Here is a 21,108-nt window from a genome sequence, read left to right as displayed (position 1 = left end):
AGCTTCAACTGCCTTTTAGGCTGCTTGTAACAAATTGAAAATGCGGAAATGAGCCTAATGAACACTGATTTGCACTCCTCGCTCAAAAAATATTTTGGTTTCTCAAAATTTAAAGGATTACAGGAAGATGTGATCCAGAACATTCTTAGCGGCAATGACACTTTTGTGATTATGCCAACGGGCGGAGGAAAATCCCTATGCTATCAATTGCCGGCAATTATGAAAGAAGGAACAGCAATTGTTGTTTCTCCTTTGATCGCCTTAATGAAAAACCAAGTCGATGCCATACGCGGCATATCCGAACAGCATGGTATTGCACATGTGTTGAACTCTTCCCTGACCAAAACAGAGGTAAAACAGGTTAAGGAAGATATTACCAAGGGTGTTACCAAATTGCTTTATGTGGCTCCCGAATCCTTGACCAAGGAGGAAAATGTGGATTTCCTCAAAAATGTGAAACTTTCCTTTGTTGCGGTGGACGAGGCCCACTGTATATCGGAATGGGGGCACGATTTTAGACCGGAGTACCGAAACCTTCGGGGAATCATTAACCGATTGGGAGACAATATACCGATCATTGGGCTAACGGCTACGGCCACACCCAAAGTGCAAGAGGATATCATCAAAAATTTGGGTATGACGGATGCCAAAGTTTTCAAGGCATCGTTTAACCGCCCTAACTTATTTTATGAGGTTCGTCCCAAAACCAAGGATGTAGATGCCGATATTATTCGTTTTGTAAAGCAAAATCAAGGAAAATCGGGAATCATATATTGCCTGAGCCGTAAAAGAGTGGAGGAATTGGCACAAGTACTTCAGGTAAACGGCGTAAGCGCAGTTCCGTATCATGCCGGTTTTGATGCCAAGACGCGTTCCAAATATCAAGATATGTTCTTGATGGAAGAGGTTGATGTGGTTGTGGCAACAATTGCCTTCGGAATGGGAATAGATAAACCCGATGTGCGTTTTGTGATCCATCATGATATTCCAAAAAGTATTGAAAGCTATTACCAAGAAACCGGACGTGCCGGTAGAGATGGGGGCGAGGGACATTGTTTGGCCTATTACGCCTATAAAGATGTGGAAAAGCTGGAAAAATTTATGTCAGGAAAACCCGTGGCGGAGCAAGAAATCGGCAATGCTTTATTGCAAGAAATTGTTGCCTATGCCGAAACATCCATGTCCCGTAGAAAATTTATACTGCATTACTTCGGTGAAGATTTTGATGAGGAGAATGGAGAAGGGGCCGATATGGACGATAATGCCAGAAACCCCAAACCGAAGGAAGAGGCCAAGGAGCAGGTTATTAAACTTTTAAGTGTGGTTAGGGATACCAAAGAAAAGTTTAAGACCAAAGAAATTGTCAAGGTTTTGATTGGTAAAACCAATGCCATGATATCCTCGCATAAAACTGATGAAAAACCCTTTTTTGGAATTGGTAAGGACAATGACAAGGAATTTTGGATGGCCTTGACCAGACAGGTTCTGGTAGCGGGGCTTCTGAAGAAGGAAATTGAACGATACGGGATTCTCCATTTAACCGAATTGGGTGAAAAGTACTTGGAGAATCCAGAATCATTTATGATGACGAAGGATCATGTCTACTCCAAAGAAGAGACTGGAAATATTGTTACGGCCCAGAAATCCAATGGGGCTGTTGCGGATGAACATTTATTGAAACTACTCCGTGACCTTCGAAAAAAAGAGGCGCAAAAACGGGATGTGCCCCCTTTTGTGGTTTTCCAAGACCCATCCTTGGAGGACATGTCGCTAAAGTACCCCGTAACCATGGAAGAATTGATAAATATTCAAGGAGTTGGTGAGGGAAAAGCAAAAAAATATGGGAAAGCCTTTGTAGAGCTGATTTCTAGATATGTGGATGAAAATGATATTACCAGGCCCGATGACCTTGTAGTGAAAAGTACCGGGGCGAATTCTGGACTTAAACTTTATGTAATTCAAAGTGTGGACAGAAAACTGCCGTTGGACGATATAGCCTCTGCTAAGGGATTGGAACTACCGGAGCTTATTAAAGAAATGGAACAAATCGTGTTCAGCGGTACCAAGTTGAACATTGGCTACTGGATAGATGAAATCTTGGACGAGGACCAACAAGAAGAAATCCACGATTACTTTTTGGAAGCAGAAACAGACTCCATATCTGCCGCTATTGATGAGTTCGAGGGCGATTACGAAGACGAGGAACTCCGCTTATACCGCCTAAAATTTATAAGTGAAGTGGCGAATTAAAATTCGCCACTCAACTCACCTGTAGTAATTGCTGCTACAATAAATCCAAAATAAAGGATAGTAAGTACCAAATACACCAAGGCTAAGGCTAGTCCAATATAGGATAGGATTTTACCTGTTTTTATATTGCTGTAATCGGTATAGCTTTCAGGGCTGGCTTGGTATAATTGGGTGGCGGTTTTAGCTTTCACTAATCCGATGATACTAAAAATAGCACCAAAAGGGCCGCAACAAAACAAAGTGAGGACAATGGAGAGAATCCCCATTGTCAACACAGTGCTTGCCCCAGGTAAGGGTTGTTGGTTCATTTATTTGTGTTTATTGATATTGTTCAAGAATTTCTTGCATTCTCTGAGGATCCTGAAGGGTATCCCATCCAAAGTACGAAATGGCCCAAATCATATATGCAAGGGCTAAAATGTTCAGCACAAGTCCGATTATGGCAAGTATTCTCCCTGTTTTTACAGTTTGGACGCCTTCATACATTTCTGGATTTTCAGCATACAGTTTCAAGGCCTTGTTGGCCAATATTAAAGCAATGATTCCGAAAATAAGCCCAATGATGCCGTAACAGCAACAAGTTACAATCGAAATGATGCCAAATACCATTATAAGGGTAGCGTTTGGAAGTTTTTGTTGTTCCATGGTTTTAGGGTTTTAATTAAAAAGGTTGTTCATTTTTAGGATATAACTTATTATAATAGTACCAGCAGTCATTACCACAAGAGCCATTTTTAATTGCCGGGAATACCTGATTGTCGTAAAGCTACTTGTTACCAAAAACGCGAGAAGCGCTAACAAGGGATAAATAGCTGGATACATATGAAAAGCGGCCACAAACTCTCCGTGCAACAACAAATCAACAGAACGCTGTAAGCCACATCCCGGGCAATCTATTCCCAGAAGTTGTTTGTTGAGGCATGGAAGCATGTAATCTTCTAAATCTATGGCAGATATGGTCAGTGCTGGGTACATCATAGTCTGTAGAGACCGAAAATACTATTATTTTTGTATTCGGGTTTAATATTTACATCATTTTTACCTAAGAAATTAATTATGGGCAGATTTTCAGTAGGGGATAGGGCGGAAGTGTTGGACGAAGCCATTTCGGGCATCGTGCAAAAAGTGGATGGTAATGAGGTGACTTTGATTACCGATGATGGTTTCCCAATGCATTTTTCTGCGGAAGACCTGGTTAAAATTGAAGGTGATATTTCCGTTTCGAATTACGAAGTGGCTCAAATCAAAAAAGAAAAGGAACTGCCCAAAAGAAGAAAAGCACCGACCATAAAGCCCAAAGAGCGCAGCGATCCTAAAATGGAAGTGGACCTACACATTCATCAATTGGTCAAATCCAGTAAGGGAATGAGTAATTACGATATGCTCAACATTCAATTGGACACGGCCAAGCGGCAATTGGATTTTGCCATTAACAAGCGAATCCAAAAAGTGGTGTTTATTCACGGAGTGGGGGAAGGTGTTTTAAAAGAGGAACTACACTATCTCTTCAATCGGTACGACAATGTGAAGTTTTACGACGCCGATTACCAAAAATATGGATTAGGTGCTACCGAGGTTTATATTTATCAGAAAAGCTAGTTGGGAACGGTAGTGGTCACCTCGCCAAACTCGTTTATGGCCAAATTGGTAATGCGTTCCCCGTTGCCGGTAACAAAAGATATTCCGCTCAGGCTAATGTTGTGAACAAAAAGGGTGCTGTCGTTTTCGGCCAACATGGTTTCCACGATTACCATTCCATCCTCTGCAACAACTTCATCAATAACTGTAGGTTCTACCACTGGAATATCATCACAGAAATAATCATTGTCCACAGCATCAGAGAAAACCCTGTAAGTAACTTGAGATTGACCGGGAACCGTACTTTCGGTGACTATGGTGTCTCCCACAACACCATTGTTCAAGACCCCACTTTGCAGTTGTAAGATAAGGGCTTCGCTCTCATTTATTTTGAACATCAGATTTCCTGCGTTCCTGACAGGGGCAGCGCAATATTGAATGGCAACACTGTCAAAATCAATGGTTTCAATTTGAAGGTCGCCATCACTGCAAGAAAATAGCAAGCCCAAAGTAAGAATTGAAAAGATAAATTTTCTCATGCACCAAATTTAAAGCAATTCCATTATAATACGCCAATACTAAGATCTACTTTAAAAGAAATTAACTTTATTTCCCGTATTTTTGCCCCTGTTAAAAAATGAACTCAACCATGCAAAAAGTGTATCTGGACAATGCTGCTACAACGCAGGTAAGGGAAGAGGTTATTCAGCGCATGCAACAAGCGCTTGCGCAGCATTATGGCAACCCATCTTCCACACATAGTTTTGGAAGGTCGGCAAAGACCGCCGTAGAGCAAGCAAGGAAAACCATTGCCAAAACCTTGAATGCGCAACCCTCGGAAATCATTTTTACTTCGGGTGGAACCGAAGCCGACAACATGATTTTACGATGTGCAGTTAGAGATTTGGGAGTTGAGACCATTATTACATCCAAAATAGAGCACCATGCCGTGCTGTATACCGCGGAAGAACTCGAAAAAGAGTACAATATCAATGTTTGGTATGTGGATTTAGATGAATTTGGCAGCCCCAGCCTTGCACATTTGGAGGAGTTGCTTAAAAAAGACGATTCCAAAAAGTTGGTGAGTTTGATGCATGTGAACAACGAGATTGGCAATATTACGGATATCGTTGCCGTTGGTGAACTTTGCAAGGAAAACAATGCACTTTTCCATTCGGATACCGTTCAGTCCATAGGACATTATCCTTGGGACGCGCAGGCTATACATATTGACTTTATGACAGCCGCCGCCCATAAATTCCATGGACCCAAAGGAGTGGGATTTGCCTTTATCAGAAAAAATTCTGGATTAAAACCATTGATCGTTGGTGGATCCCAAGAAAGGGGTTTTAGAGCGGGTACAGAGCCTTTTCATAACATTGTAGGCTTGGAAGAAGCCTTTATGAGGGCTTACGAGCACTTGGAAGAGGAGACCAAAACCGTAAAGGAGCTTAAAAAATATTTTGTAGACCAAATTTTAAAGGAAGTTCCGGGAGCCAAATGCAACGGACTTTCGGGAGATTTGGAGAAAAGTACCTATACCTTGGCCAATATTCGCTTGCCGTTTGACAAACAAAAAGGGCTGATGCTCTTGTTCCATTTGGATATGAAGGGAATTGCTTGTTCCAAAGGCAGTGCATGCCAATCGGGAAGCAACCAAGGTTCGCATGTGCTTAACGAGATTCTGTCCGGGGAGGAATTGGAAAAGCCAAGTCTGCGCTTTTCTTTTTCCAAGTACAACACTAAGGAAGAAATCGACTATGTTGTTGAAGTTTTAAAGGAATTTGCGAACAGTTAATCAGTTTCTGTTCCTACGTTTTTCTTTGTCGTAAGGAAATTTTCTGGATGCGGTCTTCATCATTTTGTCGATGAGCTCCGTGGTGTTTTTGCCTGTTTTCTTGGAGATTTCGTTTTCGTACTTCCAAAGCAATTTTCCGGTTTCGCCATCACTGATTTTTACCCCAATGCGGCCATAATTAGCATCTCCACTGAAGTAATCCAAAATACTGAAATCGGTGGGCACGCCCTCGGAAAGTAAAATGTTTAGGTTTAGGTTGCCGCTGATAATTCCATCAACATCCAAAATTTTACACAATTCTTGGGTGGTGTAGGTGTCAATATTGTTGTAGTTGATGTTGTTTTGGGCCAAAATAGCATTGGTGTTCCTGATATTTTGGAAATCCACACTGAACTTTTTCCGCTTTTTTCGTTTGGAAAAATAGGTTTCCAATGCATTCTGCACCGCGTACCCTTCTTTTTCGGCCAATATGCTTAACTCATCCTTATCCACGGCTTTTTTGAGTTCCAAATGAGCTATAAAGGGAACAATCGCCAAAATTTCATGGTCATTGGTGTATTCGTCAAACCGTATGCTCTCATAAATGTTTTTTTGCGCCATGGTTAAGGTCGAGGCAAAAAGAACAAAGACAAAGACAATTTTTTTCATCAAATTTTATTTAGCTGAGCATTCGGGAGTTATTTGGCCTAAACTTAAAAAAGTTGAGATTTAATCCCTCATCGAGGGGTTGATTCCCCGACGTTCCACGTCGAAATGAATTAATTTTTTCGTTTGCAAAAATAACGCTATTTCCTGAAAAATGTGCCCTCATAGGTTGTGGAATTGCCCACATTGTCGGTAACCGTAACTTTTAGTTCACATTCCGTTTCGTTGGAGATATTGTCATCAAAACTGTATGTTATAGTATTGGTCTTGGGTTCGTACTCCATCAAGATCCATTTCCCGTTCAAGGTGGCCGAATAGCTCTCAATACCGCTAAGGTCGTCCGAAATGGTAAGGCTCAAATAACTATAATTGCTCAACCATTGTTTTTCCTTAAAATTCTTGGGCCGTATTACGGGTGCAATGCTATCCCTTACCAATGTGTAGGTGCCCAAAGTACGGGTTCGGGTGGTAAAGGAACCATCCCTTTTATAGGTTTTGGAATAGGAAGGGTTCATTCTACTGTCCAAATGTGCAATAAATAGTTGTTTTCTTTCTTCAGCCGAATATTTTGACGGGTCGAAACTAATAGTAAAATTTCGGTGCGCCGCTATACTATTGTCGTGTATGGTGATGGTATCGTTCCCTTTTTCCAGGTTGATGAAGAAATCTTCATAAAATGTACTGGCGGGGAAATACACTTTGGCAGCACCTAGGTCAAAGTTGTTGGGTTTGTCGGCTATCACAAAATTATCGGTGGTTTCATCAACTTTGCTAATTTTTTCTTCCTCTCGTTTCCCTTCAACCGGAATAACGAGCTTGGTTGTGTTTCCGGCCAAATCGGAAATGTGCAATTCCACGTTGTAGGACATTCCTTCTTCCACATTGATTTTACCATCGTTGTACAGTGATTTGTAGATGCTCAAATGGTTGTAGGGCTCCTTAAAACATTTTTGGATACGCTGCCGGTGGTCATAAAAATGAGCGTAATCAATAAGTGTGTTGATGTATCGTGTTTCTCCAAAGGAGAAAGATTCAAAATCAAACTCGGAAAATACCCTGCCATTTACCGTTTGCTTAACGGCATATACCCCATTTTTGTTCGCTGCCATGTCCAAACGGTCAAAAGTATCGATGCCAAAACCAATAGTGCCAATGGCAGTTACTTTATCTGCCAAAAAAGAACCATCGGACTGCCTTGTATAATTTAACTGAATTTTCTCAGCACTTTGGTTGATCAAGGCGCCTTCGGACAAAGGGTAGCCATACAGCCCTAGCAAAGTTGGGTCTGTCGCATCCCTTACTTCATAACCATAGAGCAGGGGGTTGGTGGGTTTGCCGCTTACACTGCTTCGTATTTCAAAATGGAGGTGGGGCCCCGCAGAACCGCCTGTATTGCCCGAATAGGCGATAGTGCCCCCTTTTGTGACTTTAAGTTCACCATAATCAGGGAACATTTCCACTTCGTAGGATTGTTTCTGGTACTGTACTTTTTTTACATACTCCTCTATTTCAGGGCCAAATTTTTTAAGGTGGGCATATACCGAGGTATATCCATTGGGGTGTGCTACGTACAGGGCCTTTCCATAGCCCCAATGTGAAACTTTGATGCGCGTTACAGTACCATCGGCAATGGCATAAACCGGCAGTCCTTCCCGTTGTTGGGTCTTAATGTCCATTCCCGAATGAAAGTGGTTGGAGCGCAGTTCACCGAAAGTGCCGGCTAGCACCAAGGGAATGTCCAAAGGAGAACGAAATTCGCCTTGAGGATATTTTTTTTGGGCAGGCAGGTATAATACAGTAAAAAAAAGGGCTAAAAAAAAGTTGTGGCGCATATAAAAATCAATATTTCCTTACGAAAGTAACCAATGTTTTTATTTGATAAAAAGATTTAAGACAACTCCCCAAACAGGCTCTAAGAATAAATCCAAAAAGTATTGCGAGGTTGTGCTAGGTTGGTTAACTTTGTGTAATACGTATTGTTGTTTGCATATATGAGCGAACTTGTTGAGATTGTGGATTCTTTGGAGAACAAGGTGAGCAAACTGCTGCACAAAATGGAGCTGTTGCACCAAGTGAATGCCAAACTAAAACAGGAATTGGAACTTCAAAAGGAGAAAAACGAACTCAAAGAGCGTGCTCTGAAAGAATGGGAAGAAAAATATGACTCCCTGAAAATGGCGAACACAATGCTGGGTGGTAATACTAGTAGTAAAACAGAAGCTAAGCTCAAAATAAATACATTGATTCGCGAACTTGATGTTTGCATAGCCAAGTTGGCGGATTAACGGATACCGAGATTATGGACGAGAAGCTCAAAATAAAGCTTTCCATTGCCGATAGGGTATATCCTTTAACGATTGACCCCAAGCAAGAAGAAGGGTTGCGAAAAGCGGCCAAGAACATAGAAAATTTGGCAAAAAAGTTTGAGCAAAACTATGCCGTTCGGGATAAGCAGGATGTTTTGGCCATGTGTGCCCTGCAATTTGCTTCCAAAATTGAGCAAGGTGGAATAGACCGTTCAGAAAATGCGGAGGCTGCCATGCAGCGCCTCAGGGCCTTGGATGAATTGGTTCACTCCAAATTGGGAGAATAAGTTCTTTTAAATAAAATATTGTTACTGCCCACATTGGTAATTAATTTTTGACAAACTCAACACTATTATAATTAAAAAGGGTGAGTTTAGATTGTAAAAGCAGGCCCTACACGTATAGGGATCCTTGATCAGTCTGTTAGCCCTAAACTTGTATTTTGGAGTTTGTGCAAAACTTCTTCCGATGTGGGCTTTTTTTTTAACTAAACACAAGCAAACATGGATAATATCATAGTTATTGTTGGCGCAACTGTTGTGGGGCTGGCAATAGGATTCGCAATTGCCAAGATGATGGAGAAAGGCAAAGCGTCCAAAACCATTGCCAATGCAAAAAAAGAAGCAGCTAACATCATAAAAGAAGCCAGTAAAGAGGGCGATAGCATAAAGAAGGATAAAATCTTTCAGGCAAAGGAGAAGTTTTTGGAGCTGAAGGCGGAGCACGAGAAAGTCATCATCAATAAGGATAAAAAAATTGCAGAAGCCGAAAAACGCACAAGGGACAAAGAGTCCCAAGTTAGCAGCGAATTGGCCAAGAACAAAAAGCTTAACGATCAATTTCAACAAAAAATAAAAGAGATTGAGTACAAAAGTGAGATACTCGACAAAAAACAATCTGAGGTTGAAAAGCTCCACAAGAGCCAAGTACAACAGTTGGAAGTGATTTCTGGACTTTCCGCGGAAGATGCCAAGGCCCAATTGTTGGAATCTTTAAAAGAGACAGCCAAAAGCGATGCCATGGCATATCTTCAAAATACCTTGGAAGAAGCAAAGCTCACCGCACAGCAAGAAGCCCGAAAAATTGTGGTCAACACCATTCAGCGTATCGGAACCGAAGAAGCTGTGGAGAACTGTGTATCGGTATTCAATTTGGAGTCGGATGACGTTAAAGGTCGAATTATTGGCCGAGAGGGCAGAAACATCCGTGCTTTGGAATCGGCCACAGGAGTTGAGATCATTGTAGATGATACCCCGGAAGCCATTATCCTATCCTGTTTTGATTCGGTTAGGAGGGAAGTGGCCCGTTTGTCGTTGCACCGATTGGTTACCGACGGTAGAATTCACCCGGCCCGCATTGAAGAGGTGGTGAAGAAGACCGAAAAGCAAATCAACGAAGAAATTGCCGAAATAGGCAAGCGAACCGTAATCGACCTGGGCATCCACGGATTGCACCCAGAACTGATAAAAGCGGTAGGGCGAATGAAATACCGTTCCTCTTACGGACAAAACTTATTGCAGCACTCAAGGGAGGTAGCCAAACTTTGTGGCGTTATGGCTGCGGAATTGGGACTCAACCCTAAATTGGCCAAAAGGGCTGGATTGCTTCATGATATAGGTAAAGTTCCAATGGCCGAAGTTGAAGTGGAAACACCCCACGCTATTTTAGGTATGCAATGGGCACAAAAATATGGTGAAAAAGGAGAGGTTTGCAATGCAATCGGAGCCCACCACGATGAAATTGAGATGACCACTTTAATTTCTCCCATAGTCCAAGTTTGTGATGCCATCAGTGGTGCACGCCCTGGAGCTAGGAGACAAGTCTTGGACTCCTATATTCAAAGGCTGAAGGATTTGGAAGATATTGCCTTCGGCTTCAACGGGGTACAGAAAGCCTATGCCATTCAGGCAGGAAGGGAACTGCGTGTAATTGTGGAAAGCGAAAAAGTGAACGATGACAAAGCAGCGGAACTCTCTTTCGAAATATCACAAAAAATACAGACCGATATGACCTATCCCGGTCAAGTTAAGGTTACCGTAATCCGTGAAACGCGATCTGTAAACGTGGCCAAGTAAACTGGCGATTATGGGTTGGTTGAAGAACGTAGATTCCTTGTTGGAATAAGCCCGTTGATTGATGTAGATGTAAGCTAGCCTTTTTCGGTGATGATATTATGGTTATAAAAACCATCAGTTTGATTTTTTAGTAGGAAAAGTTACTGCCTGCCGGCACAAAGGCAGGCTCGTATCCTTCTTACTTTAAATTTTCAGCAAATCAAGAGACTCTCGCTAGCGTATGAAAAGAGATGGCCGCCAAATCCCAAGAAAGTGTATAATTTGATGGGCCGTCACAAAGGTTTACTCCTCTTCGTTGCTGTCCGTTTCTTCCTCTTCGCTCTCCTTGTTGAGTTTGTGCTCCAAAATATTCAGCTTCTTCATTTTCTCTTTCCAAGTTTGAAGTGCTTCTTTTTGTTTGTCCAATTTGTTGACGACTTCTTTGACCAAAGGATTGTCCTCTGAATCATCTGAGAAAAACTGAAGGTTGTTCTCCAACTGACGAATTTCGGATTTTACCTCATCAATTTTACGCTTAACAAAAACACGTTCGTTGCCAATGGCGTAATTATCCTCTGTTTTGGCAAGTTCCTGTACTTTGTTCCCGTATTTGAGCAGTTCCGATTGTTGTTTGCCAACCCCTAATTTTTTGAAGAGGGCATCCACAATTTTATTGAACTTGCTGTTGATGTGCTTTTTGTTATATGGAATACGACCGTATTGTTTCCACTCGGCCAAAAAGGCTTTAACGTCTTCAATATCCTTCTTCTTGTCACCGCTCAGTTGGAACTCTTTTAAACGGTCCAAACATTCGCTTTTCTTTTTAAAGTTTTCAAACTCTTCCTTGTGGGCCTCGTTCTTTTCCGCGTGTAAACGGTCAAAATAGTGGTTGCAAGCGTCTTTGAATTCTTTCCAGATTTTGTCGGAATATTTTCTAGGAACATGGCCAATTTTTTTCCAATCCCTTTGAATACGCTTCATTTGTGGGGTAACCTCGGCCCAATCATCACTATCTTTCAAAGAAACGGCCAATTCCAACAGTTCCTTTTTCTTTTCAAGGTTTTGTTGTTGCTCTTTTTTCTGGTTTTTATAGAATGCGTTTTTGGTCCTATTGAATTTACGGACGGTTTCCTTAAAATAGCTCCAAGTTTCCTCGTTCACCTTTTGGGGTACCCGACCTGCCTTAAAAAACGAATCCCTTAGCGCTTCCACTTCTTTTATTTGTTGTTGGATGCCTCTGTGGTTATCAGCAACGTTTTCGGCTATTTTAGCGATGTTAGCAATGATCTCTTGCTTTTTTTCCAAGTTTTTCTCGTAGACCTTTTCCAATTCTTGGAAATGTTCTTGCCTACGCTGGTGCATGGCCTTGGTGGCGGTGCTGAATTTCTCCCAGATTTCTTCCCGATGTTCCTTGGCTACGGGACCAATGTCCTCTTTCCAGATTTTATGAAGCGTTTGCAGTTCCCTGAAGGCTTTGTTCAAATCTGGTTCTTCCGCCAAAGCTTCGGCACGCTCCACCAACTTTTGCTTTTCTTCCAGATTATGTTTAAAATCAAGATCGCGCAACTCACGGTTTAGGTGCAGAAAATCATAAAAGATTTCCATGTGGTGGTGGTAGGTGCGCCAAACATCGTTGTAATTGGTACGTGGTATGGGCCCTGCATTTTTCCACCTATTTTGAAGGTCTTTAAAATTGTTATAGGTAGTATTAATGTCCTCCTCAATATCTATAAGCCCCTTGAGCTCTTCAATAATGTTCAACCTTTTTTGTAGGTTGTCCTTTAAGGACTGGTCCAATTTTTTGTAGTACTGGTCACGTTTTTCACGATAGTCGGAATAGACCTCGTTAAACTGCCTTTTGGCTACGGAATTGTACCTAAAATCTATTTCATTTCCTCCCTTGGATATAAACTCTTCTTTTTTCTCGTCGAGGAACTCTTGGAATTTTTGGTCGAACTCGTACTTAATGGAACTAACATGCTTGTTAATTGCCTGTACTTTTTCATTTTTGACCAATCGTTGTAATTCCCCGACCAGGTTTTCCATGGACATGGAGTGATAATCCAACATGGGAATGGTATGACGCTTTTCGTTTTCGACGTCTTCGGCATCCTCCGCATTGGATTCGTCAATCTCGTCTATATGCTCTTCGGAATCATTTTCTTTAGATTTTTCTTCTGTGCTATTGTCTTCGGTAACAGTCTCCTTTTCAGGTTTTTCCTCTGTGCTTTTGTCTTCAGTAACGGTCTCCTTTTCAGGCTTTTTTTCTTCTTCATTTTCAGATACAACCTCATCGGACACTTTTGGTTCGGCTTGGACGCCTTCTTCCAATTGCCCTTTTGTATTTTCTGAAGTTTCCTCTATACCACCTTCAGCTTGCTGAAGTTTACGATCGTTTTCCTGCATTCGTAGCTTGTTTACCTATTGATTGATGAAAATTATAGCCAATTTAACAACTTAATTGTCTAATAGCAAAAGTATTGATTCTTCTTTTATGGTTGGAGATGCTTGTGCAGATGGATAAAATCAGTATGTAAAATCCTTTTTTTAGGCATTGTTCCAGATGTCCCAAGCCTTTTCTGCTTGCTGCTCCAACATTTGCAGTCCGTTGCAGATGGATGCCCCTTTGGCCTCGCCAGAAGCTAAAAAACTGGTTTTTTCGGGATTGTAGATCAAGTCGTACAGCAAATGGTCAGCTCCAATATATTGATAAGGGAGTGCAGGTTTGTCCTCAACATTGGGGTAGGTACCCAGTGGGGTGCAGTTGATAATCAGGGTGTTTTTCTTAATGATGGTTTCGTCCAATTCTTCATAGGTGTACTGGCCTTCTTTTTTACTGCGCGAAACATAGGTGTTGGCAATTCCCAGTTCATCCAGAACAAAACGAACGGCTTTGGAGGCACCGCCCGTGCCCAGAATCAATGCTTTTTTATGATGCGGTTTCAAGAAGGGTTCCAATGATTTTTGAAAACCATAAGCATCAGTATTGAAGCCTTTTAGGCCATTTTCTGTAAACTGAATGGTGTTTACGGCCCCTATTTTCGCTGCCTTGGCGTCCAGCTCGTCCAAATAGGGGATAACCTCTTGTTTGTAAGGTATGGTTACGTTAAGTCCCCTAAGATTATCTTGGGCGAGCACGCTTTTCAGCTCTTCGATTTTTTGAAGATCAAAATTCTCGTAGCTATGGTCATCCAGTCCCAAATCTTTAAATTTTTGGGTGAAATATCCTTGCGAAAAAGAATAGGAAATGTTTCTACCTAGTAGCCCGAACCTGTTCATTTTTTTTTCTGTTGTTGCCATACCAATCCAAAATCAATAATACCAAAATCCCCATTAAAATAAAAAGTATGGCCCACCAAGTTTCTGCCTCTGCCACTTGGGGGAGGTGACGTTTATAGTTGAGAATTATTTTATCCCCGTTGGAATCCAATAAAGGGTTGCCGGCTTCGTCCACCTTAAAAATGGTTCTTTTCCAAGGCCAAAGTACGCCCAAAGATCCCGTGATAAAACCTAGCAATACCGCAGTTGTTGTAGCTTTAAAATGTTTGAGGACATAACTGAGCAAATGTGAAAAGGTAACCAATCCGGTGACGGACCCCAAGGTGAAAACACCTAGTATCTTTAAGATTTGTATGCGTTCGGAATTTTTTACGAAGCTAAAATCCCCAGATAAAACTTCAGAAAAAGTATCGTAGAGTGCGTTGACGGAATCTACCAGTAGCAGGACATAGTTGCCCAATAAAATCAATATGAAGGAGCCGGACAGCCCGGGAAGTGTCATCCCGGAAACACTAACAATCCCACAGAAAAAAACAAAAAATAAGTTGTCGTTCTCTTTGGCAGGGTTTAAAAAACTAATGGAAATTCCAATGATAAACCCGATGACACCTGCTGGAATGGTACGTTTGTTCCAAGGAGCAAAATCTTTCCCTATATGGTAAATGGAGCCTATGACCATTCCGAAGAAAGTGGCCCAGACAAAGAGTTCGTTATGGTCCAAAAAATAATCTAGAATCCGGGAAACACTAAAATAACTGACCAGCATTCCAAAAATCAGCAGGCCCAGAAATTTGGCATTGGTGTATCGGAAAAAACTTTTGAACCTGCCGTTAAAGAACAACTTCACCGCTTTGGAATTCAATTTTTGTAGGGAGTAGATAAACTCCTCGTAAAATCCGGCAACAAAGGCTACAATACCGCCCGAAACCCCGGGAACCTTATTGGCGGCCCCCATGCACAGGCCTTTGATGACCAGGAAGAAGTTATCCAGAAATGTTCTAGGTTGCTGTGGCATAAGACCTGATGGTTTTCTCGATAATCGAGATTTAAATGCTCCGAGGCTTGCCTCGAAATCAAAATATGTTTTCCTACCGATGTCTCGTGGGCTTGTCCCGAGGTAGTTTACTTATTTTTTGGAAGCTACTTTTTCCAGGATAAAAATAAGTGAAAAACCTAGGATGGCTAAGACTATGGCCAGTATTAATTTGCTATCGCCCCCAAAAGCGCCCGGAAGTACGTTCATATCATCCACAACAATTGTTTTTTCGCCAAATGTTTTGGTTTCCAAGACTTTTTTCCACGGCCAAATTTTATTTAAGGACCCCAAGATAAACCCTGTTAGCAGTGCCAAAGTGATGTTTTTGTAGTGATTGAACATCCATTTGAGCAGGCGAGCAAAGCTCAAAAGCCCAAAAATCGCCCCAACGCCCACAGTTAAAATTATTTTGATATCCCTTTCGTGGACAGCATCCAAAATGGTTTTGTAGGAGCCTAACAGTACAAGGATAAACGCTCCCGAGATACCTGGGAGAATCATGGCGCAGACGGCAAGTGCCCCCGAAAGGAACAGGTAGGGGAGGCTGCCCGAGTTATCGCTTGCAGGGAGTTCGGTTATAAAGAAAGCCAAGGCAGCGCCCAAAATCAACACGACCACTTTTCCCAAATTCCATCTGGTGATTTCTTTGCCTACCATAAAAATGGAGGCAACCACCAATCCAAAGAAAAAGGACCAAAGTAAAATAGGTTCATTCTCCAAAAGCCAGCTAAGGAACTTTGCCAAGGAAAGTACACTGATGAAAATTCCTAGGAACAGCGCTAATAAAAAGTTGCCGTTTACCTTATTCCAAACAGCCTTTATCCCTTGTTTTCTTAAAATAGGAACCAAGGAAAGATTGATGTTGTTGATGGAGGTGATGAGCTCTTCATAAATACCAGAGATAAAGGCAATGGTTCCTCCTGATACTCCTGGGACAACGTCCGCGGCACCCATGGCCATTCCTTTCAGGGTAATAAAAACGTAGTCTAGTATACGACGTGCTTGCATGAATTTGGATAAAATGTACCGGCTACTTGGCTGTTTTTTTGATTTTTGAAACTAGCGCTTTCACCCAATCGACTTCAGTGAATTCCGGGAATTCTTTTTCAAACTGTCGCAATTTACCAATATCCAGTTTCATGGCCTTGGATAAAATCTGTTTTGATTCGGCCAGGTCGTCATTTTTTAAATGTAAGCCTGCTAATTTATAGATGAGCTCACAGTTGTCGGGGTAAAACTCCAATCCTTGGATCAGCACTTGGATGGCGGAATTGTAATCCCCGATTTTGTTGAGCACCTCGGCCCAGTTTTTCCATGTGGAGAGTTCGTAGTTACCTAAATCCACAGCTTGCTTATAGGCAAAATCGGCTTCGTCCCAGTTTTTGAGGGTTGCATATATTTTACCGGATTTTTTCCAATACTTTGGGTTTTCACCATCAATATTTATCGCCTTGTTGATGTAGTACAGCGCTTTCTCGTAGTTCTTTTGCCCAAAATGGAAATCGGTGATGGCCAACCATCCTTTATCCAACAAAGGGTCTTCGTGAACGGTATGATAGTAGTAGTATTTGGCCAAATCAAAGTTTCCCAGTTTTTCATGGCACTTGCCCAGTCGCAGAAATGCGTAGGATGTTGGGTCTTCAATGGATATGGTTGACTCATAATTTTCAATGGCCTCGTTGTACCTTCTCAATTTTTCCAGCACCTTGCCTTTTTCAAAATAGGCTCCGATAAAGGAATCGTCCGAAATCACTGCAAAATCAAAAGCTGTCAATGCTTCGATATATAGTTTTTTTGCAAGGTACATTTTGCCCAGTTGATGCCATGCAACCTCGCAATAAGGATTTCGATCCAAATAATCGTTCAGATAATAGATGCTGCCATCAAAATCTTCCAAAAATTCAAAGCAGTACACTACGTTGTAAAGGGATGAATAATCTTTGTCGTCAATCTCAACACAGCGCATAAAGCTTAGTTTGGCTTGCTCATAGTTGTCCATGAACAGGTATTCCATACCTAAAAGGGAATGAATGTCAAAGGAGTGGTCCGTAATATCCAAAGCTTCCAATAATAGGTTTACGGCCTCTTGGTGCTTGTCCTGTTTGGAACGGATATTGGCCCGCTGAATAAATACTTCCTCGTTTGCAGCATTGATGTTCTGAATCTCGTCCAGAAGTGTTTCCGCTGCTTCAAATTTGTCTTCGAAAGCCAAAACCTCTACTTGTAAAAGCTTAAGTTCCATGGAATTTGGATGTTGTTCCAAGCCAATCTGGATGGCTTTTTTTCCCAAAGAGATTTTGCCATTGTTCAAATAGTGGTGAATGATTTCCTCAAAGTCCTCCGCATCAAAGAAATAGACGTCATCCGTCTTGAGCATGGACTCAAATTTACTAATGGATTTGTCAGGATATTCGTTAGATTCTAACGCCATAGGAACGTTTTTGGTTGAACTATGGACTTAAAATTAACCCTTTGAGCTACTCTTAAAGTCCATTTTAGGGGTATGTTATCAACAAATTAGTTAACAGTATCGGATTTATAGCTGTTTAAAATCCCAAGGATTTGGTCGCAACCTTTCTCAATTTCTTTCATGGAAATGGTTAGGGGAGGGGAGATTCTCACAGCTTTTGGCTCAAATAGCAGCCAGAAAAGGATGAGTCCTTTTTTTGCGGCCTCGAGGACCAAATAGTCAGCTATTTCCTTGTTCTCCATTATCGGAGCGAGCATTAAACCTTTACCGCGTATTTCTTTTATTAATGGATGTTGTAATAGTTTTCGGAACAGTTTTTCCTTCTCCAAGGTTTGTGGAATCAGGTCTGTTTCGGTGATTTCTTTTAGAGTGGCCAAACTTGCGGCGGCAATCACGGGGTTGCCACCAAAGGTGGTAATATGGCCAAACTTCGGGTTCTCCGTCAAGTCTGTCATCAGTTCATGCGAGGCAACAAAAGCACCTACCGGAAGGCCCGATGCCATTCCTTTTCCGATAACAAGTATGTCGGGTGCACAATTAAAATGCTCAAAGGCGAACAATTTGCCTGTGCGGCCAAAGCCTGGTTGTATTTCATCCAGAATTAATAAAGCGCCTACTTCGTCGCAACGCCTTCTTATTTTTTCCAGATAGCCATTTTTCGGCAAAATAAAGCCTGCACCGCCCTGTATGGTTTCTAGGACGACAGCGGCTGTTTTTTCGGTAATGGTTTCGATTTCTTCCTCAGCATTGAACTGAATGGAACGAATATCTGGGATCAAAGGTCGGAATGCACTTTTACGTTCCTCCAGTCCCATTAGGCTCAGACTTCCCATAGTATTGCCGTGATAGGCATTTTTGGCTGCAATCACTTGTGAACGTCCAGTATGCCTACGTGCCAGTTTAATGGCTCCTTCCATGGCTTCCGTTCCTGAATTGACCAAATAGGTTGTGTTCAGGTTGTCGGGTAGGTGTGCCGCCAATAATTTTGAAAATTCGACCGCTGGTTTTTGCACATACTCACCATAGACCATCACGTGCATGTACCTGTCCACTTGTGCTTTAACGGCATCCACAACTTTTGGATGGGAATGTCCCAAACTGCATGCAGATACCCCGGCCACAAAATCCAGATGGGCATTGCCATCTTGGTCGTAGATGTAGCTCCCCTTGGCATGGGAGACTTCCAAGGCCAATGGGTGTGTGGAAGTTTGGGCTTGGTATGTGAAAAAGTCGTTTTTGGACATTATGGGGTCTGTGCTTTCTTTTTAAGAACGGGCTTTTTGGGTTTTACAGCCTTGGAATTAGGTGCATTTATAGGGTCGTTTTGGTTTTTCTGCCGTTCGTTTTCCTCTGCATCAATATCAATAGGGCTGTCTATTCCCCTAATTTTAACTAGTTCGATATTATTGTCGTCTTCATCAAAAATTTCTTCTTTGGACATGATCCGCTCATCGCCACGCCAAACAAAACCTTTTAATTTTCGGCTTTCAACGGGCAAATCAGTCTCGGGAAATATATCCCCATCTGGATTTACGAAAAAGGTAATGTCCTCAATGTCGTTATCGGCCATGAGCAATCGAATCTTACTGCAAATGGTCTTGTCAATTCCAATGAGCTCTTCGTCATCGTTGTAGACGTAATAAATCACCTCGGTGTTTTGGACCAAATCAATGATTTTGAGTTCGTTTTCTATGAACTTTCCAAAGAGATTTTTGCCCTTGGCTTGATTGTACCCAGTACCACTAATGGTATCCAACGAAATAATAAAGGCATTTTCTATCACTTTTAAGGAATCCAGTTTGTCGGTCTCCATATCGGATATCAAATGAATGCTATCACCTGTGATTTGATTGTCCACATTCCATAAAATCGGGTCTGTGATCAACTCGGTGACCCCCGTTCTCTCATCAAAATGAATGGAGTCCGATTTCCCGCTTAAGTCGGTTTTGAAGAATTTGGCATTTCTGAAAGCTCTTACGATGCGTTCCTCTTCTTTTCCTGTTACCATCAAAGTATCTCCGTGCATATAAAGCGAATCTTTTTGCACCAAACTGATGGAAACCGCCCTTTTGGTCGCAAAAACGGAATCTTTAGCCTTGTGTACCTCGGCATAGTGGGCTCTGATCACTCCATTGTTGATGGTGTCCGTAATCTGGATGTTGTTGGTGGCCGAGGCAAATTCGGTTGCTTTGTCAAAATAAAGGCTGTCCCCCTCTATGATTTTATTGTCGTAATCAATGCGGGTATTCTTAATGCCGTAGCCTTGTTCTATTTTGGTGTCGTAGAACCCACGTTCGCAGTAAATCTTATATTCTTCGCCTGTTATGGTGGATGGACCGTACATGTAGGCATTTTTGGAGGTAGTGTAGTAGTCCAACTGCTCAGAATCTATGATATAATCTGGATTGTCTATATGTACATTTCGCTGGAACTGGTACTTCTTTGGTGTTATGAAATAGGTGCCCACTTTGCTGGTAAGCACATTGGCGGAATCTACTACCTTGCCGCCCGAATTGTAGTATGCCTCTTGTTTTTCCCTATCAAAGTAAAGGGTATCGGTGGTCAATGTCATCTGACCGTTGGTGAGGTCCACTTTCTCCCAGGCCTTGGCCAAGCTGGTATTGCCATTCCAATCCAGTTTCGCACTGTTCATTTCTATGGAATCCCCTTGCTGTAATCGAATGTTGCCAATTGCCTTTAAGCGGTTCTCTTCGGCATAAAAAATAGCAATATCGCACCAAAGGTCTGCACCTTGGTGTTCAAACTGTACCTGTCGCTCATCATCCTTGCTGAAAATGGATGCGCCAGGAAATTGAGCCTCGTCCTTGGTGAAGTTTGCTCCGTAAACAATATTTATTTGCCTTTCTCCTTTGGGTTCTTGTTCTTGGGCAAAAACGCTAAAAGCGAAAAGTGATAGAATGAGAAATGAAATGCTTTTCAAGTCCATAAAATTTTGCCCAAAAGTAGGATTTTTAACGGACGTGGCATATATCGTTTAGAAAGCTTTGGCATTTCTGCTCCAAATGATTGCAGCCTCACATTTTATTATACTTTCCGTGTTTTAAGGAAAACATAGTTTGTCTGCAATGGTAGGTGTTGTAATAAAAAACCTCCTTTGCATATAATTTATTTGTTTAAAAATGCAGAGTACATCCAAATGAGCTTTTCCTGTTCACGGATATAATCGCTCATCAAGGCGTTGGTGCCCTCATCGTTGGAGTCGGCGGACATTTCCAAAAGTTCCCTTTCCAAAGGGAGAAGGACTTCATAGCCATTTAGGATTGCCTGAACAGCTTCCTTGCCACTTGATACATTCTTTGCAGCTTTAATCTTGGATAGTGCTGAATAATCGGCATAGTTATGTAAAGGAGTAAAGCCCAAGGTCAAGATTCTTTCGGCAATTTCATCAATTTTTATCAATGAATCGTTATAGAGTTCTTCAAACTTTGCGTGAAGTTCAAAAAACTTTTCACCCTTAATGTTCCAATGGAATCCACGGGCATTCATATAGAAAATTTGATAGTTGGCCAAAAGTTCGTTCAGTTTGTCGGATAGGTCGCTCGAAGCTTGTTTGTCAAGTCCTATTTGATTGAGTTTATCAGTCATATCGCTTTATTTTTAGAGTTGAATTAAAGATAAAGCAAATGTCGTGCACTTAAAGTGATATAAGTCACATAAGGCAATGTTTTAGA

20 protein-coding genes and 1 other RNA gene are annotated in these 21,108 nt (G+C 41.7%); 7 read left to right on the top strand and 14 right to left on the bottom strand.

All coding sequences use genetic code 11. The features are described from left to right. Positions 1-48: 48 nt before the first annotated feature. A complete protein-coding gene (gene recQ, locus GO009_RS08645) occupies positions 49-2,250 on the top strand; it encodes a DNA helicase RecQ (protein ID WP_163625807.1) in 2,202 nt (733 codons plus the stop codon). On the opposite strand, the gene GO009_RS08640 is transcribed toward recQ, so the two are convergent. Genes GO009_RS08640 through GO009_RS08630 form a run of 3 tightly spaced genes read right to left on the bottom strand, consistent with a single transcriptional unit; the run spans position 2,247 to position 3,228 of the window. Continuing rightward, the gene (locus GO009_RS08640) at positions 2,247-2,558 is read right to left on the bottom strand and encodes a CCC motif membrane protein (RefSeq protein WP_163625806.1); all 312 of its coding nucleotides are present in this window, start codon (positions 2,556-2,558) and stop codon (positions 2,247-2,249) included. The two genes, recQ and GO009_RS08640, sit on opposite strands and share 4 nt — an antisense overlap. Positions 2,559-2,568: 10 nt before the next feature. Further along, positions 2,569-2,895, bottom strand: a complete 327-nt coding sequence (locus GO009_RS08635; protein WP_163625805.1) for a CCC motif membrane protein — start codon at positions 2,893-2,895, stop codon at positions 2,569-2,571. Positions 2,896-2,907: 12 nt separating this feature from the next. Further along, positions 2,908-3,228: a DUF2752 domain-containing protein gene (locus tag GO009_RS08630; RefSeq protein WP_306770399.1), complete on the bottom strand. Its 321-nt coding sequence runs from the start codon at positions 3,226-3,228 to the stop codon at positions 2,908-2,910. Positions 3,229-3,306: 78 nt separating this feature from the next. Here GO009_RS08630 and GO009_RS08625 point away from each other — a divergent pair, with 78 nt between their 5' ends. Further along, positions 3,307-3,849, top strand: a complete 543-nt coding sequence (locus GO009_RS08625; RefSeq protein ID WP_163625804.1) for a Smr/MutS family protein — start codon at positions 3,307-3,309, stop codon at positions 3,847-3,849. Here the strand turns inward: GO009_RS08625 and GO009_RS08620 are convergent. Next, on the bottom strand, positions 3,846-4,367 hold the full coding sequence (locus GO009_RS08620; RefSeq protein ID WP_163625803.1) for a hypothetical protein: 522 nt from the start codon (positions 4,365-4,367) through the stop codon (positions 3,846-3,848). The genes GO009_RS08625 and GO009_RS08620 overlap by 4 nt on opposite strands. Positions 4,368-4,477: 110 nt before the next feature. On the opposite strand from GO009_RS08620, the gene GO009_RS08615 reads away from it, so the two are divergent. After that, positions 4,478-5,626 carry a cysteine desulfurase family protein gene (locus GO009_RS08615; protein ID WP_163625875.1) on the top strand — a complete coding sequence of 383 codons (1,149 nt, stop codon included), beginning with the start codon at positions 4,478-4,480 and terminating at the stop codon, positions 5,624-5,626. Here the strand turns inward: GO009_RS08615 and GO009_RS08610 are convergent, their stop codons facing one another. After that, positions 5,627-6,274, bottom strand: coding sequence for a hypothetical protein (locus GO009_RS08610; RefSeq protein WP_163625802.1), 648 nt, complete (start codon positions 6,272-6,274; stop codon positions 5,627-5,629). It abuts the gene before it with no gap. 137 nt (positions 6,275-6,411) lie between these two features. Beyond that, on the bottom strand, positions 6,412-8,103 hold the full coding sequence (locus GO009_RS08605) for a M23 family metallopeptidase (RefSeq protein WP_163625801.1): 1,692 nt from the start codon (positions 8,101-8,103) through the stop codon (positions 6,412-6,414). A 159-nt stretch (positions 8,104-8,262) separates the two neighbouring features. On the opposite strand from GO009_RS08605, the gene GO009_RS08600 reads away from it, so the two are divergent. The 4 genes from GO009_RS08600 (at position 8,263) to rny (ending at position 10,652) form a co-directional block, all read left to right on the top strand. Then, entirely contained in the window at positions 8,263-8,556 is a 294-nt protein-coding gene (locus tag GO009_RS08600) for a hypothetical protein (RefSeq protein ID WP_163625800.1), read from the top strand. Between the two features lie 14 nt (positions 8,557-8,570). Then, entirely contained in the window at positions 8,571-8,864 is a 294-nt protein-coding gene (locus GO009_RS08595; protein WP_014031631.1) for a cell division protein ZapA, read from the top strand. Between the two features lie 54 nt (positions 8,865-8,918). Then, positions 8,919-9,028, top strand: a non-coding RNA gene (ssrS, locus tag GO009_RS08590) — 6S RNA. Positions 9,029-9,080: 52 nt separating this feature from the next. Next, positions 9,081-10,652: a ribonuclease Y gene (gene rny / locus GO009_RS08585; RefSeq protein WP_163625799.1), complete on the top strand. Its 1,572-nt coding sequence runs from the start codon at positions 9,081-9,083 to the stop codon at positions 10,650-10,652. A gap of 282 nt (positions 10,653-10,934) precedes the next feature. On the opposite strand, the gene GO009_RS08580 is transcribed toward rny, so the two are convergent. The 8 genes from GO009_RS08580 to GO009_RS08545 form a co-directional block, all read right to left on the bottom strand. Next, a complete protein-coding gene (locus tag GO009_RS08580) occupies positions 10,935-13,037 on the bottom strand; it encodes a DUF349 domain-containing protein (protein ID WP_163625798.1) in 2,103 nt (700 codons plus the stop codon). Between the two features lie 141 nt (positions 13,038-13,178). Next, positions 13,179-13,931, bottom strand: coding sequence for a shikimate dehydrogenase (locus tag GO009_RS08575; protein WP_203532416.1), 753 nt, complete (start codon positions 13,929-13,931; stop codon positions 13,179-13,181). Next, a complete protein-coding gene (locus tag GO009_RS08570; RefSeq protein ID WP_163625797.1) occupies positions 13,885-14,925 on the bottom strand; it encodes a DUF368 domain-containing protein in 1,041 nt (346 codons plus the stop codon). Before GO009_RS08570 ends, GO009_RS08575 begins: the two co-directional genes overlap by 47 nt. Before the next feature lie 111 nt (positions 14,926-15,036). Next, on the bottom strand, positions 15,037-15,954 hold the full coding sequence (locus tag GO009_RS08565; protein WP_163625796.1) for a DUF368 domain-containing protein: 918 nt from the start codon (positions 15,952-15,954) through the stop codon (positions 15,037-15,039). A gap of 22 nt (positions 15,955-15,976) precedes the next feature. Continuing rightward, positions 15,977-17,377, bottom strand: coding sequence for a tetratricopeptide repeat protein (locus GO009_RS08560; protein ID WP_163625795.1), 1,401 nt, complete (start codon positions 17,375-17,377; stop codon positions 15,977-15,979). Positions 17,378-17,463: 86 nt separating this feature from the next. Then, positions 17,464-18,660, bottom strand: coding sequence for an aspartate aminotransferase family protein (locus tag GO009_RS08555; protein ID WP_163625794.1), 1,197 nt, complete (start codon positions 18,658-18,660; stop codon positions 17,464-17,466). Further along, positions 18,660-20,363 (bottom strand): OstA-like protein, encoded by a 1,704-nt coding sequence (locus GO009_RS08550; protein WP_163625793.1) that lies wholly within the window; start codon positions 20,361-20,363, stop codon positions 18,660-18,662. The genes GO009_RS08555 and GO009_RS08550 overlap by 1 nt, the downstream gene beginning before the upstream one ends. 179 nt (positions 20,364-20,542) lie before the next feature. Then, positions 20,543-21,022 (bottom strand): Dps family protein, encoded by a 480-nt coding sequence (locus GO009_RS08545; RefSeq protein WP_163625792.1) that lies wholly within the window; start codon positions 21,020-21,022, stop codon positions 20,543-20,545. Between the last annotated feature and the right edge of the window lie 86 nt (positions 21,023-21,108).

The organism is Allomuricauda sp. TY007 (assembly GCF_010468565.1).
In the GTDB taxonomy this organism is placed as follows: domain Bacteria; phylum Bacteroidota; class Bacteroidia; order Flavobacteriales; family Flavobacteriaceae; genus Flagellimonas.
This window is presented reverse-complemented; position numbering and strand designations above follow the sequence as displayed.